Annotated in this window: 14 protein-coding genes and 1 pseudogene; 12 read left to right on the plus strand and 3 right to left on the minus strand. The window is 35.0% G+C overall.

Annotation, left to right across the window (positions count from 1 at the left end; all coding sequences use genetic code 11):
* Positions 1-164: 164 nt before the first annotated feature.
* Positions 165-371: a hypothetical protein gene (locus QUF78_RS00005; protein ID WP_289323136.1), complete on the minus strand. Its 207-nt coding sequence runs from the start codon at positions 369-371 to the stop codon at positions 165-167.
* Positions 372-1,585: 1,214 nt separating this feature from the next.
* Here QUF78_RS00005 and QUF78_RS00010 point away from each other — a divergent pair.
* The 3 genes from QUF78_RS00010 (at position 1,586) to QUF78_RS00020 (ending at position 5,037) form a co-directional block, all read left to right on the plus strand.
* Positions 1,586-2,644: an Ldh family oxidoreductase gene (locus tag QUF78_RS00010; protein WP_289323137.1), complete on the plus strand. Its 1,059-nt coding sequence runs from the start codon at positions 1,586-1,588 to the stop codon at positions 2,642-2,644.
* A gap of 803 nt (positions 2,645-3,447) precedes the next feature.
* Entirely contained in the window at positions 3,448-4,134 is a 687-nt protein-coding gene (locus tag QUF78_RS00015; RefSeq protein WP_289323251.1) for a glycosyltransferase family 2 protein, read from the plus strand.
* A gap of 90 nt (positions 4,135-4,224) precedes the next feature.
* Entirely contained in the window at positions 4,225-5,037 is an 813-nt protein-coding gene (locus QUF78_RS00020; RefSeq protein ID WP_289323138.1) for an aldolase/citrate lyase family protein, read from the plus strand.
* Positions 5,038-5,750: 713 nt separating this feature from the next.
* Here QUF78_RS00020 and QUF78_RS00025 read toward each other — a convergent pair.
* Positions 5,751-5,942 (minus strand): annotated as a pseudogene (locus QUF78_RS00025) (glycosyltransferase); the annotation flags it as partial.
* 1,096 nt (positions 5,943-7,038) lie between these two features.
* On the opposite strand from QUF78_RS00025, the gene QUF78_RS00030 reads away from it, so the two are divergent.
* Both QUF78_RS00030 and QUF78_RS00035 read left to right on the plus strand, forming a co-directional pair.
* A complete protein-coding gene (locus tag QUF78_RS00030; protein ID WP_289323139.1) occupies positions 7,039-8,103 on the plus strand; it encodes a glycosyltransferase WbsX family protein in 1,065 nt (354 codons plus the stop codon).
* A gap of 63 nt (positions 8,104-8,166) precedes the next feature.
* Positions 8,167-8,685 (plus strand): class I SAM-dependent methyltransferase, encoded by a 519-nt coding sequence (locus QUF78_RS00035; protein ID WP_289323140.1) that lies wholly within the window; start codon positions 8,167-8,169, stop codon positions 8,683-8,685.
* 1,053 nt (positions 8,686-9,738) lie between these two features.
* Here the strand turns inward: QUF78_RS00035 and QUF78_RS00040 are convergent.
* Positions 9,739-10,023, minus strand: coding sequence for a class I SAM-dependent methyltransferase (locus QUF78_RS00040; RefSeq protein ID WP_289323141.1), 285 nt, complete (start codon positions 10,021-10,023; stop codon positions 9,739-9,741).
* Between the two features lie 990 nt (positions 10,024-11,013).
* On the opposite strand from QUF78_RS00040, the gene QUF78_RS00045 reads away from it, so the two are divergent.
* From QUF78_RS00045 to QUF78_RS00075, 7 genes are all read left to right on the plus strand, one after another.
* Entirely contained in the window at positions 11,014-12,138 is a 1,125-nt protein-coding gene (locus tag QUF78_RS00045; protein WP_289323252.1) for a DegT/DnrJ/EryC1/StrS family aminotransferase, read from the plus strand.
* The gene (locus QUF78_RS00050) at positions 12,135-12,770 is read left to right on the plus strand and encodes an acetyltransferase (protein WP_289323142.1); all 636 of its coding nucleotides are present in this window, start codon (positions 12,135-12,137) and stop codon (positions 12,768-12,770) included. The genes QUF78_RS00045 and QUF78_RS00050 overlap by 4 nt, the downstream gene beginning before the upstream one ends.
* Before the next feature lie 344 nt (positions 12,771-13,114).
* A complete protein-coding gene (gene rfbA, locus QUF78_RS00055) occupies positions 13,115-13,981 on the plus strand; it encodes a glucose-1-phosphate thymidylyltransferase RfbA (RefSeq protein ID WP_289323143.1) in 867 nt (288 codons plus the stop codon).
* A gap of 25 nt (positions 13,982-14,006) precedes the next feature.
* Positions 14,007-14,963: a dTDP-glucose 4,6-dehydratase gene (gene rfbB / locus QUF78_RS00060; protein ID WP_289323144.1), complete on the plus strand. Its 957-nt coding sequence runs from the start codon at positions 14,007-14,009 to the stop codon at positions 14,961-14,963.
* Positions 14,960-15,811, plus strand: a complete 852-nt coding sequence (gene rfbD / locus QUF78_RS00065; RefSeq protein WP_289323145.1) for a dTDP-4-dehydrorhamnose reductase — start codon at positions 14,960-14,962, stop codon at positions 15,809-15,811. The genes rfbB and rfbD overlap by 4 nt, the downstream gene beginning before the upstream one ends.
* Positions 15,801-16,259 carry a dTDP-4-dehydrorhamnose 3,5-epimerase family protein gene (locus QUF78_RS00070; RefSeq protein WP_289323146.1) on the plus strand — a complete coding sequence of 153 codons (459 nt, stop codon included), beginning with the start codon at positions 15,801-15,803 and terminating at the stop codon, positions 16,257-16,259. The genes rfbD and QUF78_RS00070 overlap by 11 nt, the downstream gene beginning before the upstream one ends.
* Positions 16,260-16,739: 480 nt before the next feature.
* Positions 16,740-17,117, plus strand: a complete 378-nt coding sequence (locus QUF78_RS00075; protein ID WP_289323147.1) for a hypothetical protein — start codon at positions 16,740-16,742, stop codon at positions 17,115-17,117.
* The last annotated feature ends 51 nt before the right edge of the window (positions 17,118-17,168 follow it).

Below are 17,168 nucleotides of genomic sequence, written 5' to 3' on the forward strand. Positions count from 1 at the left end.
CGGTCCTTGATCGCCTTGTGGTCCTTGAGGCCCTTGTGGTCCTTGAGGCCCTTGAGGCCCTTGAGGCCCTTGTGGTCCTTGTGTCCCTTGTGGTCCTTGTGGACCTTGTGTTCCTTGTGGCCCTTGTGGTCCTTGCGTTCCTTTTTTATCATTATCAGATACGTTTACTTCCACATTAACGTTTTGCTCGACCTTTTGTTCTTGTTTAGAATCGCATTTGCATTGACTATGTCCGCAATCCTTACATTTGTTATGATCGCATCTGCATTGACTATGTCCGCAATCCTTACATTTGTTATGATCGCATCTGCATTGACTATGTCCGCAATCCTTACATTTGTTATGATCGCATTTGCATTTGCTATGTCCACAATCTTTACATTTTTTATCTTTTTTATCCTTACCCAATTTTGTATCCTCCTTTTCACAAAACATTACTTTATCGTATGAATCCTGAATTAATTGGATTGGATAAAACCTGCCTGTTTTTTAAAAAAACCGAACCATTTTAAAATCCCTAAGCATATTCTTATAAGTCTACGTTATCCAGCCTTTGAATAAAGGAAATGAACCAAAGACACGATCGTTGTATGAGGAATAAATAAGTCTCGTTCTTCCTTTAATGAATTTAACCTTACTTTGGAACTTAACAATGTGACTGACTAACACGATTTTCGTCACAACGAGCATATATATGAAAGATAATAGAGGGAAAGTAAAATCAGGAAGAGTACTGGATTAGTAAGGATCAAGAATTGTTATGCTGCTGAACTATGAGGGCCTATGTTAAAGAACCCAGAATTCATCCATTATATTCGGAGAAAAACGAGTTCAAAAGCTTGATTAACCAAAGAAGTAATTATTGTTACAGATTATGTATGCTTATTGGGAAAGGGAATTCTAAAACTAGCTGTAAAACATTGTAATAGATCCAAAGTATATCGGACGAATGACCCGAGTGGGAAGACAATTGAGTGGAAGTTTTTTTAAAAAAACCATTTTAAAAATTGAGAGGTATAATAATGATGGTTTTTTTCATAAACACATTTCCATTCCCAATTTGATTCACTAACATACCAAAATACTGCCGTATGTAATTTCTTCATTTCTAAGAAATGCATTCCTAACCTGCAGCAAAATTCGGTGCGTGGGTGATCCTAGAATGATCATAGATGGAGTCAAATGCTTTCATATGTTTATTTACATTTGAATATTAATCAGTCAATTTTTCATATGTAGAAATATTATCTTCTACCTCCTGATGCAAATATGATATGCAGAAACTTAGAACCTCAATATCCATCCTTTTCATCTATGAATTATAATGCTACTAATTTATGTATGTTTTCAATCTCATTTCGGACAACTTCCCAAAATTTCCTTTATATGTATTTTAATGATTAAATCCCTCCAATCTTTAACTTTAGCATTCTTAAAGCAAGGGCTGAATATAATAATTCAATTGCACATTTACAGTATCTAAAAGTTTGCGTATCGCAATAATAGTCACCAACCTTATTAATCACACTTCTTGCTGCCCCTTTTATTTTGGGTTAGTAAATCAGATTAAATAGGAGGTAAATTAATGAATAACCAAAACACTACTAGAGTTCAAGTTAGTCAAGTTAAAAGAGTTATTACAACTTTATTTAATAGTTACGGGATTTCTGAGAAAGATTCAGAGGTAATTACAAACTCTTTTATTGAAGCGGATTTGTGTGGAGTAAATACTCATGGAGTAACGGTAGTCCCCGCTCATATTGAAAAGTTAAAGGTAGGTGGTTACAATATTAATCCCAATATAAGAAAAGTAAGAGAAGGAATCTCATTTGCAGTAGTAGATGGTGATGGCTCATTCGGAGCATTGTCAGCAGAGTATTCTATGAAATTAGCAAAAGAAGAAGCAAAACAAAAAGGAACATTTAGTGTATTTTCTTATAATAACAATACATTTGGTCCTGCATTTTACTATTCAGCCATGGCTGCAAAAGAAGGTTTGATTGGTATAGTAATGTGTAATACTCCTCCAGCTATGGCTCCGTGGAACGGAAATGAAAAGCTTTTAGGTACTAATCCGTTTTCAATTTCAATTCCAGTTAAAAAAGGGTTTCCAATTACTTTAGATATGGCTACTAGTCAGGTTGCTAAATCAAAAATAAATATCGCATTAAGAGATGGTAAAAAGATACCCATAGGCTGGGCTACCGATATAAATGGAGATCCAACGACAGACCCTCAAAAGGCCGTTGAAGGTATGGTATTACCTTTAGGTGGTTATAAAGGATATGGTATTTCAATGATGGTAGATATTTTATCTGGGGTACTTTCTGGTGCATCATTCTTAAATGATGTTGGATCTTTTTATAGAAATATGGAAAATTGCATGAACGTAGGCTTTATGTTTGTTGTAATTGATCCTAAATTAATTATAGGAGAAGTTTTCTATGATTTAATTAAAGATTATTACAATATAATAAAATCAAGTTCTAGTGTAATTAAAGGGGATGAAATTTTGATTCCAGGTGACAGAAAATCCAATTTTAAAAAACAATTTTCTGATACTGGTATAGAGATAAATAAAGAAACGATAAATAAGTTAAATCAATATTTACTTGAAAACAATATAAACATGAAATTAGCTTAGATTGAAAAGAATAATCTATCATAAGAGGGTAATAAATACTATGACCGGTAAAGGTAATGAAAAGTTAAAACAAACCTTCAAACTCTGTAGAGCGCCAACATTTTAACATAAAATACACGCTAAAACATTACATTGAAGTGAAAAGACGGTTTTTCCGACACTAAAACAACTGTCTTTTTGTTGTTCCTATTGAACTTCCTTTCCTAACCTTCCTTTATTTAAATTATTCACTTTTTTATTTAAACTTTTTAATCAGCTTCCCTTTTTGGTGAAAAAAACTCTATTACTGGCCCCTTTTCTACTTGTCCATGAACAAAAATAAACCGATGTTGACAGGCAGTTCAGAATCCTCCTAATCTAAAAGATACAGCCGTTCTTTTTTTCTCTTTAATTTTTTTAAGCAACGATAGCTTCGTCGGGGTATAGTTTTGAAACTTGACTTATAATCCGATATGAGTTGATCCTGTTTTTTGTTCTCTTTCGTAAACAGCTATGGCATTGTTCTAATGCTGCCTTCTTCCATTGCCTTAACTGATATTGAAAATCGACTACTGTCCTAATTTATTCGTCTATAAATAGCATATTATATAGGCCTTAGAGTATTAATAAGATTGAAAGAAAAATATATGGTTCGAGATCACTGTAAAGGATGGGGAAATCATGAAAAATGAACCATTATAACAAACGTTTTCAATTCAAAAGATGATACAACAGTTAATCTAATACTAAAGAACTTTCAACTTATGGAAGGGGCGCATCACGTGATAATACATTTGTATGCCTTATGCTGGAACGAAGAAAAAATGCTTCCGTATTTTTTCAAGCATTATGATAACATAGTTGATCAGTATTATATTTTTGATAATGACTCAACAGACAATTCCTTATCAATTTTACGGTCACATTCCAAAGTGAATGTAAATAAATTCGAGATACAGGGTTTTTCTGTTGTTCAATCAACACTAGATCAATACAATCAATGCTGGAAACATAACAAAGTGAAGGCCGACTGGGTTATCATCTGTAACATAGATGAACATTTTTATCATCCTAATTTTAGAAAGTACCTGGAAGAATGTACTTCTAATGGTATTACACTCATTGTACCCGAAGGTTATGAAATGGTTTCGGATTTATTCCCCAATAGTAACGAACCTTTGTATGAAAGTATAAGGTATGGAGTTAAAAAGGAATATCTAGATAAACCCCAAATTTTTAATCCGAGTGAGATTAAAGACATAAATTTTTCTGTTGGTAGGCATTCTGCTTCTCCTACGGGTAATGTTAAAAAGCCGTCCAATAAAGAAATACTGCTTTTACACTATAAATATATAGGATTTAACTATTTAAACAGACGATTGTCTGAACTAAGAACAAGGCTTAGAGTAATGGATCATATTAATAAATGGGGATATCATTATTTATGGGATGAAGAAAAAAAACTTCAGGAATTTGAAAAGTTGAAAAAAGAATCTGTTAAAGTATTGTAAAGTAAACCCATGATCCTCTTCATCTACATTGACAAATGCCGACTGGATATATTCATTGAAGAAGTAATAGCATGGAAGGTGGATTAACCTATGATTTTATCTTTTATTACCAACGACCCTATTATGGCTACTTATGTACAGGCTGCAGGAATAGATCGGATTATGATTGACCTAGAGGTAAAAGATAAAAACATCCGCCAATCTGGTAGAAATCTTTTTTTATCAGATCATTCGATCATTGATATTCCAACAATAAAAAAAAAATTAAAAAAAAATTCTCTTTTTGTCCGTATAAATCCTATTAACAATAATTCAAAAAAAGAGGTGGATACCGTAATCCGACTGGGAGCGGATATCGTGATGCTCCCTTTTTTTCATTCCATGGATGAGGTAAAAACTTTTCTAAAACTAACGGATGGGACGGTTAAAAATAGCTTGTTGATTGAAACTAAGGAAGCAGCAGAACTTCTTCCTCAAATAGTTGATTTGAAGGGCGTTCATGAAATTCATATAGGATTTAATGATCTTAGCATAAGTTTCGGATACAAGACTATTTTTGAACCTATATTGAATGGCTCATTACAAGAATATGCCACAATTGTTAACAATAAAAAAATTCCATGGGGGTTCGGAGGTATAGCAAAATTATCAGATACAACACTTCCCGTAAATCCAGAATTAATATTATGTGAACAATTAAGATTAAAATCCTCTGTAGGATGGTTAGGAAGAAGTTTCCGCGATTCATTAGATAGAAAAAATATAAGCTTGTCCCTTCAGAAAGAGGTTTCAATAATAAGAAATTTCCTCCGTGATTATACTCAAGCTCCAAAAGATTTTTTTGATCTTAAACATATAGAACTTTTAGAACAGATTCATTTAATGAAAAATCAAATGAAGTAATAAATTACAGTACATTCTATATGTACCAATTTATCTATTATAGACTATTCCAACAACTAGGACTTCTTCTCCGTAATCTAACATTATATCATGGTTTTCTGGAAGTTCTTACGTATAAGTAATTGTATATCTGGATGGTTGCCCATTTCTGTATCCATATCATAAGAAACCTGATTTCCTATGTTGTCAATAAGGTCAATTTACATAAGCTTATTCTTGTTCTCGTTATATGCCAATATTTTCTTGTTCATTTAACCTCCCTCAATATAGAAAGGGCAAGCTCTCTCGATTTCTCGGGTTTTCTTAGAGTTTCATAGTCATCAGATTACAAGGTTTTTCTTCCAAATTGATTAAACTATCTAAAAAGGATATAATTGGGGATTTTGAAAAAAGACTTATAATACACTAGCAAACTCCATATAAAAATTGGGTTGAAGTAATGATCGCACTGGTGGATGTCTACATATCTCACGAAGTTCACCCCTCCCATGTCTCACAGAGTCTTCGCTCTCAAATTCCTTCCTCCAACCTTACAATGAGATGGATGTCAGTCACGCTGACCCACAGGGTCCATGCCGAGGTTTAGTTGTTACTGACATCCGTGCTTCATATGTCCAATAACTATTGATACCAAACGACTATTCAATCTACACAAGAATTAGGCGACTGATTCTGTTATTTGGTGTCCTGCATTTGAGGATAGCCTTCAACAGTAAACCAACCAAATGACGGATGGTATTCCCATTCATGGTAGTTTGTCTTTGCACATTTTGCCATCGATTCATTTCATGTACTCAGACTCGATAATGTATACTGTATCCAAAGCCACAATCCCAACCATACCAATGAGCATGCTGGCTCTCAACGTGCTCTGCACAATCCCCTTAAGCAAAGCCACATTCAGGTGTTGTTGAAATGCGATTTCTTGACATATCCATCCCCTTTTCAAAAATCCGACACACAAATTATTGATTCGTGTTGATTCATTTGTAAGTTTTTATAAACTTTAGCTATTCTCTTCATCTGAAAAGGTGAAATATAGACTATTGGAAAATGAAGGGGTTTATTCTGTAAATTACCATCTTAGTTCAAGGGACCTATAAGAGGAAAATTTGAATAAAACGTTTATCCCAACAATATCCAAAATAATTTGTGTTCCAAGGTATATTAGCATTCATGAATTCATAAGAATTTGTAATGCTCCTATCCATGTTTGATTAATCAGCTAAATTTACAATAAAGTTACTGCATGAGTGTTTTAACTTTCTGTATTCCCCGTCCACTGGCTATCAATAATGAAATTATTTAATGGAGACTGCACAATGCATCCTATTGCACATTGATATTGGTGGGGATTAAGAAACCATTCTCTATCACAAAGTTGCACCGAGTTTATTCAGGTGCCATTTTGAATGTTATTTTTGTTACTCGAATAAACCCCATACTTTTGGTCAGTGGATAGGATGTAATTTTTAGTAAAAAAAAAATAAATACGCCAGGGTCTTATTCCAAAAGGTTTGGCTCATGGTTTTTGCACCCTGGTTTCTAATACGTGTACTTTAATGTCGACCAGTACTATTACCTGATCTTGAAAATTAGAGATAATTGGATTATTTCCTTTATAGGAACATGCAAATATACCCCACCAATAAAATAAGAAATCTCTACAGTTTGTCACGATAATAAATAAATTTCTTTTATACGGACTCTTTTGGATGACAAGCTTATATAACGGATGGAAGCTGCTCTTTTATACATCCCCCTTTATTTGATTAGGGTTTGATAATATATATGGAAAACTCCTAAGCAAATTTCACGTTTACTTTCCATATCGCAATTAAGCCTGAAATGTATCCCAAAATAAGAATGGGATGAATACAATATAACTACAGCTGTGATTATCAATGAATGAATGAATGGGTGAAGCTCAATCCTATTGGTTTAAATATTAATGAAACAAAAGTGTTCTAATTTAAACATTATTATAGGAGTGACAAAAATTTGAAACTTATAGCCTTTTATTTACCTCAATTCCATGAAACTCCAGAAAATAATCGTTGGTGGGGAAAAGGATTCACCGAATGGACCAATACCAAAAAAGCAGAACCTCTATTTCCTGGACATTATCAGCCGAAAGAGCCATACCAAGACTATTACTATGATTTGAGAGACGAATCTGCAAGGGAATGGCAAGCACAAATTGCAAGAAAATATGGCATCTATGGATTTTGTTATTATCATTACTGGTTTAAAGGAAAAAGATTTCTTCATAAACCATTTGATTTAGTTCTTCAAAAAGGGAAGCCCGATTTCCCCTTCTGTCTTTCCTGGGCAAACGATCCGTGGACCAGAACATGGACCGGTTCAAATCATGAGGTATTGGCAGATCAAGATTACGGAGAAAAAGCAGATTGGAAAGAACATTTCGAATTTCTCCTAACAGCATTTAAAGATAAAAGGTATATCAGAGTAGCAAACAAACCTTTATTTCTGATTTATCGTCCTAGCGATATTCCCAATTGCGAGGAAATGCTGGAGTATTGGCAAAAATTAGCTGTTGAAAATGGACTTGATGGAATTTATGTTATCCAAACTTTAAATAGATTTAACAACCCTCAACTTAAAGGTTTCGATGCTCGTCTTGAGTTTGAGCCTGGATACACAATGTATTTAACAAATGGTATCCATTGTGGAAGAGCAGTTGATGGTTATAAGCAAAAATTTGATCTAATGGATTACGATAAATACTGGTCCTCTATACTAGAAAGAATGGCTGACAAGGATAGTCTAAAAACTTATCTAGGAGCCTTCCTCGATTGGGATAACTCCGCCCGGGTTGCAGGAAATGCCCCCCTCATCTTCACCGGCGCGACTCCCGAAAAATTTTCCTTTTATCTAACACAACAAATAAAAAGATCTCTTGAAATAAACAGTGACATTTTGTTTATTAATGCCTGGAATGAATGGGGCGAAGGAACCTATTTAGAACCGGATAAAAAATATGAGTTCCAATATTTAGAAGCGGTAAAAAAAGCATTAGAAAATAACGGGTTTTGTGAGAGGTGACCTAAAATTACTCAGTTTCAAATTAGCCAATTGTATAATTTCATTGATTCAGTCAGTGGGTGGTTGACACCTTCAGAGCAAACTGCATTACTACATTTGCCAGCTCTTGTTGATCATTTAGATGGGGAAATTGTTGAGATCGGTTCCTTTAAAGGGAAAAGTACTGTTGCATTAGGTCTCGGGAGCAAGTCGATAAGTGAAAGAAAACGAACAATTTTTGCCATTGATCCTTTTATCTCTAATGGAGCTTATGCCGATTATTTTAATGAATTTCAGAATAATATTCTAAATTTCCGTCTTGCAAACTATGTAACTCCAATAAAAAATTTCAGCCATGATGCTATAAAAGATTGTCCTGAGAGCATATCTGCCCTGTTTGTAGATGGAGACCATAGTTATTTAGGCGTAAAAAGAGATATAGAGTTATATGCTCCAAGAGTTGTCCGCGGAGGATTTATAGCGTTTCATGACTACACTGTTTATCCTGATGTTAGAAGGGCTGTTGATGAACTATGTGAGAGTAAAGAGTATGTACTTGTTTGTGATTACGATAGTTTGCGCCTCATACGTAAATTGAAATAACAGTAAAAGTTAAATCATATTAAGTTACGAAAACCTGATTAAAGGTTAGTCTAAAGAGATCTTAATCGTTTAAGCAGCTATTGATGACTCTGGTATTTTAAACCAGGGTCATTTTGTTTAGTCTCTAGTTGTCTACTGTTAATTATTTTCTGCTTATTCATTTAACTTTAGCGAAGCAACTGTTATTAACAGAAGCAAAAATAGAACTGAACTACCCTGCTATGATCGTGTTCTGTATAGCATTAATCCTTTTATAAATACATACCACAGATAGGACAATCCCCAACAATGCACCACACAAAGTTGGTATCAATTAGCCGGCATTGGGAAACTACCTAACAGACCTTCCCATTTATACAGAGAATGTATAAGTTCAAAATGTTGTTAGCACTTTTGGGGCAAAAAAAGAATCCCAAACCATAAGTTAAGAGAGCCATTTAAAACATAAAAAGAACGGTTTGGAGAACTGAGGTGCCCGACGAGCGGCTTTAAGACTGTTTTTTTACGTTCATTCATTTTATGTTTATGACCCGTTTTCAAACTTTTGTATTAACATTTTGGAGTTCTTAAAAAGCCCCACGACTAGTCGGGTTGCATTTTCTAATGTAATAAGGAACTATTACTATTTTCTCCTGACATGAAGCACAATATTTTGCATATTGGATACACGTTTCCAAAGAATCATCAGGTTCCATTGGCCACCATCGGATTGCTCGCATAGGTGCTTTAGCAGCTAAGCTTCAACTTCTGAGGGAACACGACCTACAACCACTACTTCTAACTCTTTAAAGTTGGTTTCTATCCCCTTTTGCAGTGTTTTAAATAATTGACTTTCCCTCTTTTTCAGGACTAGAGTACGGGATAGGAAAGGATAGAAACTTTGGATGAATTTTCATGAAAAATATAAGCAATTCCATCCAGAATCATCTACAGGTCTCTCCCCTACACGATTGTCTTTGGGACTTGTAACTAGCAGTGTACCCTGATACTAAATGCCTTTCAGAAGATTTTGTCGGTGGTATTGTTATATTCTCAGGTAGAGGATGGTAGATTTTAGCCAGCAGTAAAATAAATGTGTGAATGAATATCAGCTGTGTAATTAAAATGTAACCATCGTTTTTTCTCATAAAAAGGCACTTGGACCAGCGATGGAAACTCCCTCCATTCAGTTCCCAATGAAACGTAAAGACGAGGGTTTTTAGGATCTATATCCACCATAATGAAATTAACTTTAGGAATACTCGTTTGTCTGACCAATTTAATAGAAATCGTTAATGCTACTCCATTCGTATCGTCCGGCTTGGAGAGTTTAACAGAATTCGCAGCTCCCTGATCCATGTAATAAATACTCCATTTGATACATTCTAAAGGGGGTGCCCAACAATTGGAATGCACTGTTTAAGGTTTTCATCCAAGTCTAATAATTATCCAAAGTGATAAGTATTTGCCGATTTCCTATTAATTCCCATTTTTTAACTGATACAATTCACATTTATAATATTTATATCCTTCTTTGTTCCAGACATATTTTTTTCAGAGCAATAGCAAATTACATTTCTTGTTGCAAAGCAACATTTGTTTTATGCTTGGGTTTTCCCACATATGTTGTACAGCAATGATCCACTAAATTGAATAAACAGCCGGGCTTACGGACTTCTTCCGTATTCAATGATTCTTTGGCAAGATATTTTATATACTATCTGGTACAAATTAACCTAAAAATCATCCCCGCTGAGTATATAACACTTCCTGTCTGATTTACTCTAAATCCTCAATGACATCTTATGCTGAAAATCATCTTTCTATTTCAAAGAGATAATGAAAACCCAGCCTTGGTACATGTACTTTTGTCCCGATTTCGTGACACTCTAAGTTACTTTAGCTGAATTTACTTATATAGCCAAACGGATGTCGTTGTTCATCATTTTTTAATAAAGTACTAATAAAATTATCGGATTCCTGCTAATTGCCAATTTATAGCCATAAAATTTATTCAAAAGGAATATGAATGGAAGGGATACCAAAGAACTTTTGAATTGAAAAAATCTCATCAATCGCGAATCGTATCAATTGGAATATATATAAACGGCTAGACTTACTTTTGATTCAAGATAGGTTTTTTGTTAGAAAGCCCTGACCTAAATCTGCTTTGCACCAACATCGTCATAACATAATGCAGCTTGTCTACCAACAATCCTCCCTTACAGCAATAAAACAGGATATCTGAACCATTTATTTTTGGGTTTTGGATGGATCATCGAATACTTATAAGCCAATATGTGAAAAAGTAATTAAAACTATAGATTAGTTGAAACGGAGATGAAAAACATCCGTAAAATTCCGTTTTTAAGACCCAACTTGGTGAAACAAGACACATTTACCAATTATTTAGCTCAGATTGAACAATCTAGATTGTACAGTAATTATGGACCATTAAATACTCTTTTTGAGAATAGAGTCCTAACCGAATACTATGAAGGAAACGGAGCGGTGCTCACGGTCAATAATGCTACCAGTGGATTGATGTTAGCTATTAATCAGAGTAAACGTCCTAAAGGGCGGTTTGCATTAATGCCTAGCTTTACTTTTTCTGCCACCCCTTTAGCAGCAATGTGGTGTGGTTTAGAACCTTATTTTGTAGATGTGAACAAAGACGATTGGTGTATGAATGAAGAACTTGTTAAAGATTCATTAACAAAATTAGGAGATGAAGTGGCGGTAGTTGTTCCCTACGCAACCTTTGGAACAGACTTAGACCTATCCTTTTATAAGCAGATTCATGAGTCCGGAATACCGGTGGTTTTTGATGCTGCCCCTAGTTTTGGAACATCAGGGCGTAGTGGATCATTTGGTAAGAATTTCCCCGGCCCTATCGTATACAGCTTTCATGCTACTAAATCATTTGGAATTGGCGAAGGCGGCTTAGTCTATAGTGCTGACAAAGACTTGATCAGTCAAATTCGACAAGCAGGAAATTTTGGGTTCTCGACTAATAGGGAAACTATATCACAAGGTCTTAATAGCAAACTTTCGGAATATAGCGCAGCTGTAGCTCTTGCAACTCTGGATGCCTTTCCTGAAAAAAGCCGAAAAAGACAACAAATTCATCAATGGTACCTAGAGCAATTCCAACAAACCCCTGTGTTAAAAAATGAGTGGCAGCTCCAAAAATCAGAAGGGGACATTGCCCATCAATTTATGCCTGTTCTCTGTCCAAATGATCAAAGTAATTTGGATTTTGTGAAATTGCTGGCTGACAATCAAATAGAAGCACGAACCTATTTTTCCCCATCTTGTCATCAACAAAAATTTTTCACATCATTCAATCGGACAGTAATGCCAGTTACCAATAATATTTCAGGACGCATAATGAGCTTACCTCTTTGGGAAGAAATGAAAAAAAGTGATATTGTGCAAGTTACACAAGTATTAGCAAAAGGATTGGAATCATGAAAAAAATCGTCATTTGGGGCTGCGGAGGGCATGCACGTGAGATAAATCACCTGTGTGAAAATTCAAGTTATGAGGTTATAGGATTTCTTGATGAAAGATCGGAAATGAAGGGGAAAATAATAGATGATGTACCGGTTTTGGGCGATCTTCATGATATTTATCCTCTTCGGAACAAAATTAAAATTGTTTGTGCCGGTGTAGGAGACCCATCTCTGAAAAAGCGGTTTGTCACCAAAACAATACATGCAGGTTTTGAGATTGCTGATACAATAGTGCACCCTTCTGTTTTCATTTCAAAGAGGAACACACTTGGAGTTGGATCGATTATTTGTGAAGGAACCATTATAACCACAAATGTTCAAATAGGGAATTTTGTTATCATAAATCGGAGTTCGAACATTAGTCATGATAATGTCATTAGCGACTATGTAACGGTAGGTCCTGGAGTTAATATTGCAGGTAATGTTACGATTGGTGAAGGAGCATACGTTGGCATTGGTTCCTCTATCCGTGAAAAAATCAATATTGGTGCTTGGTCGGTTATAGGAGGCGGAGCATTTGTAAAGAATGATGTTCCTGCGAAAACGCTTTATGCGGGGGTCCCTGCAAAGTTTAAAAAGGATTTAGATTAGAATGTAGATAATAAACCCTTATCGTTATAAACTAAATGGTTTCCAGTGAAGAAATTTAGGACTAAGACCAATAGAAAACCCGGTTTATTTTTATCTGAGTAAACCAAGAGGCTAAAAGGCTACAAAGCACGTTTTCAAACGTAGCTTTGTAGCCTTTTCACATATTAATCCTCGATATCGTAAGAAATCCATATACATCATTTAATATCGTACTTCATTTACACAGAAACAATCTTGGCGCATATGATGAAAAGGATTAATTTCCGAGAAGTTCCGAAACTGATAATATAAAAATTCAATTCATTTTGTCTTTTACATCATACTATTTGGGGAGGTGAATAATAATGAAAGGAATCATATTAGCTGGTGGATATGGCACTAGATTATATCCGTTAACGAAGGTTGTCTCAAAACAGCTATTACCTGTTTATGATAAACCCTTAATTTATTATCCATTGTCCGTGCTAATGCTCGCTGGAATTAAAGATATCTTAGTCATTTCTACACCTATTGATACACCTCGTTTTAAAAGTTTATTAGGTGATGGGTCACAATTAGGAATCAAAATTAGTTATATATCACAGGAAAAACCGGATGGTATCGCACAGGCTTTTATTATAGGAGAGGATTTTATAGGAAAAGATTCTGTATCTTTAATATTAGGGGACAATATTTTTTATGGACATAATTTCACTAAAACACTAGAAGAAGTCGTTACTCGACAAAACGGTGCAACGATATTCGGCTATCGTGTTAAAGATCCTGAACGATTTGGTGTTGTAGAATTTGATAAAAATCGGAAAGTGATCTCTTTGGAAGAAAAACCCTTCACGCCTAAATCAAATTATGCCATTACAGGACTTTATTTTTATGATAATAGCGTTGTTGATATCGCCAAGAGTATTAAGAAATCTGCTCGTGGAGAATATGAAATTACTTCGGTGAATGAATGTTACCTCAAGAAAAACCAGCTGAATGTTGAGTTATTGGATAGAGGATTTAGCTGGTTAGATACTGGTACTCATGAATCACTTCTTGACGCTTCTTTATATATTCAAACCATTCAAAGCCGGCAAAACGTTCAAATTGCTTGTATAGAAGAAATTGCCTTTCGAAAAGGATTTATTTCATCACAACAACTTCTTGCCTTAGCTAAACCATTAGAGAAAAATGAATATGGGCAATACCTTGTAAGATTAATAGAAAATTAACAGTGTTTGATGAAAGGAGGCAACTATGAATCTTCTAGTTACAGGTGGGGCTGGTTTCATCGGTCTCAACTTTGTTCACTATTTGCTAAAAAATACTTCATACAATATAACCGTTATCGATTCTCTTACGTATGCAAGTCATCCTGAAGAGATACGCACCTTAACATCTGATTCTAGATTACGCTTTATTAAGGGAAGTATTGTTAATGAGGAAGATATGGAAGCTGTAATGGATCAAAATTATGAAGCCATTATTCATTTTGCCGCTGAGTCCCATGTTGATAACAGTATTCAAAATGCAGATAAATTCATACAAACAAATATTGTCGGTACTTATCAATTATTACAACTATTAATCAAGGGCCAGGCTAAAAAAATGATCCATATTTCCACAGACGAAGTATATGGTACTTTAAGCCCGATTCAACAACCATTCACAGAAGAATCCCCTCTTTCACCTAACAATCCCTATTCAGCTACAAAAGCAAGCTCAGATTTATTGGTGCGCTCTTACAATGAGACCTTTAAATTACCTTTAATAACGACAAGATGCAGTAATAATTTTGGTCCTTTTCAAAATATGGAAAAATTCATCCCTACCATTGTGTATAGCGCGCTACACAACCATAAAATCCCTGTTTATGGGGATGGTCTACAAATAAGAGATTGGCTGTTTGTAGAAGATCATTGTAAAGCAATTTCCCTTATTCTTGAAAAAGGAAAATGGGGTGAAGTTTATAATATTGGTGGCGGAAATGAAAGAAAAAATATCGATGTCGTAAAACAAATTTTGGGAATAATGGGCAAGCCTGAACACTTGATTGAATTTGTTGAAGACAGAAAAGGTCATGACCGAAGATATGCCATTGATTCTTCCAAGTTACAAAACGAGTTAGGCTGGAAACAAACCTCTTATTTTGATCAATCGTTAGAAAAAACAGTGCGATGGCACATGAACAAATTTAAAGGTACTCCCCCATGAAGATTGTCATTACAGGTGCAGGCGGCCAATTAGGAAAAGAACTCATTCAGATATTTAAAGAGGAAGGCTATGTGGTATATCCATATACTAAACAACAATTAGATATTACGAACCGTACGAAAATAAAAGAAGTGATTGAGAAAATCCAGCCGGATTATCTTATTAATACTGCAGCCTTTACACAAGTTGACCTTTGCGAAACGGATATAGATCAAGCTTATTTAATTAATGGAATTGGACCTTATTATCTAGCGAGTGAAGCAAAGGAAAAAAAAGCGAAGTTTTTTCATATTAGTACGGACTATGTATTTGAAGGAGAAAAAAGTGAACCTTATGAAGAAGAGGATACTCCTGACCCCCAAACGATTTATGGAAAAAGCAAACTACTAGGCGAAGCTTTAGCACTAACTGCTAATGAAAATACCACGATCATTAGAACGTCATGGTTATACGGACATGAGGGGAAAAATTTCGTCAATACCATTAAAAAGTTAGCCCGTCATTCACAAGAAATCCGTGTTGTTCAAGACCAATATGGTTGTCCTACTTACACGAAAGACCTTGGAATAGCGATTAATAAACTACTAACAAAACCGCATGGCATTTATCATGTCACAAACTCTGGAAGTTGCAGCTGGTTTGAGTTTGCCACCGAAATTGTAACATTCTTAAACTCACAAACTGTAGTCATCCCTGTTTCTACGGAAGAATACGGTCTTAAAACACCCAGACCCATGTATTCGGTTTTAAGTCAAAAAAAGTTGAATTCCAATGGGATCTCTTTGCGAAATTGGAAAGAAGGATTACATGAATACTTAAAAAAGGAAGTTGATGAAAATGGCCATTGAAGGTGTCATTTCTAAGAAATTGATTAAGCATTGTGATGATAGAGGATTTTTTGCAGAAGTGGTAAGAGATGATGACCATCTTTTATCTCATTTTGGTCAACTTTCATGGACTACATCTTATCCAGGCGTCATCAAAGCATTTCACTACCATGAAGAGCAAGATGACCTTTGGTTTATCCCATCAGGTAATGCTCAAGTTGTTTTATATGATTTAAGAGAACACTCTGCTACCAAGGGTGAAACCAATGTTTATTATATGGGCGAAAATAATCCTAGTATTTTACTTATTCCCAAAGGTGTAGCTCACGGTTACCGCGTGCTTGGTGAAAATCCAGCAACAGTTCTGTATTGTACGACAAAGTCGTATAACCCCTCCCAACCAGATGAGAAAAGAATACCTTGGGATGATAAAGAAATTAATTTTGATTGGGAAACAAAACATAGATAAGTACCTATATGAGCTCATACAACCTACAGGGAACCAGCGATTACACCTGGAAAGCTGCTCAATAAAGAGCAGCTTTCATAATAGACGCTGGGTCTACAAAAGCTTTGGGATTATCTCCCTGGGGTACGTGAATCATAACTTAGCAAGTGAGGCTCAATTTGCTATAAAAGGGTGGACTTCAAGGAATATTCGGATAAATGAAGAAATCAGTAATGATATAGAAGGAAAGTAGGTTACTAGATAGATTGAATGAGTACTTGATATTTTTGCAAGATTTAACCCTTATGTGAAAGCCTATGTGACTGTAAAACGTGATTTTTGGGGATTTGCTGGCTATACCCTTATACAAAATGTGCTAAGGGTAGTAAACAAAAACCGTGTCCTTTTTGATAATAAATAATATGCTATATTACATTGTTTTTTAGACTTAAAAAGAATAGTCTCCACAACTAATGATTATATAAAAAGGATGGGCTATATATGAGTCACGAAGAAAGTAGCTCTTCGGAGCAATTTGAGATTCTTTCTACAGGAGTATTAAACACAGCTGTAGGACAAGCAGCAGCCCATATAGAACTAGTTAACCTTAGTACGACTACTCAAACTATTAGATTCCAGATTATCAACTGGAACACTGGAAGTCCTGCCGCAACTACCCTGACTGCAACGATACTACCTAACCGACTAGAAACGCGTAATATCCCGGTAGTTCCCTTCCATTATGAATTAAGAGTTGAACATCCTGGCGATCCTGACCTGTTTATTAATCACTTTGCTGTTGATGCTGGATCATTTACAGTACCCAGGCTTAACATTCCTTCAAAAAGACTTGGTGGAAATCAAACGTCCTTTAATTGAAGTTATATAGAATCATTAGAAACACTACTTTTCATTGAAAAAAGAGACAAT

It is taken from the genome of Peribacillus sp. ACCC06369 (assembly GCF_030348945.1).
GTDB lineage: Bacteria > Bacillota > Bacilli > Bacillales > DSM-1321 > Peribacillus.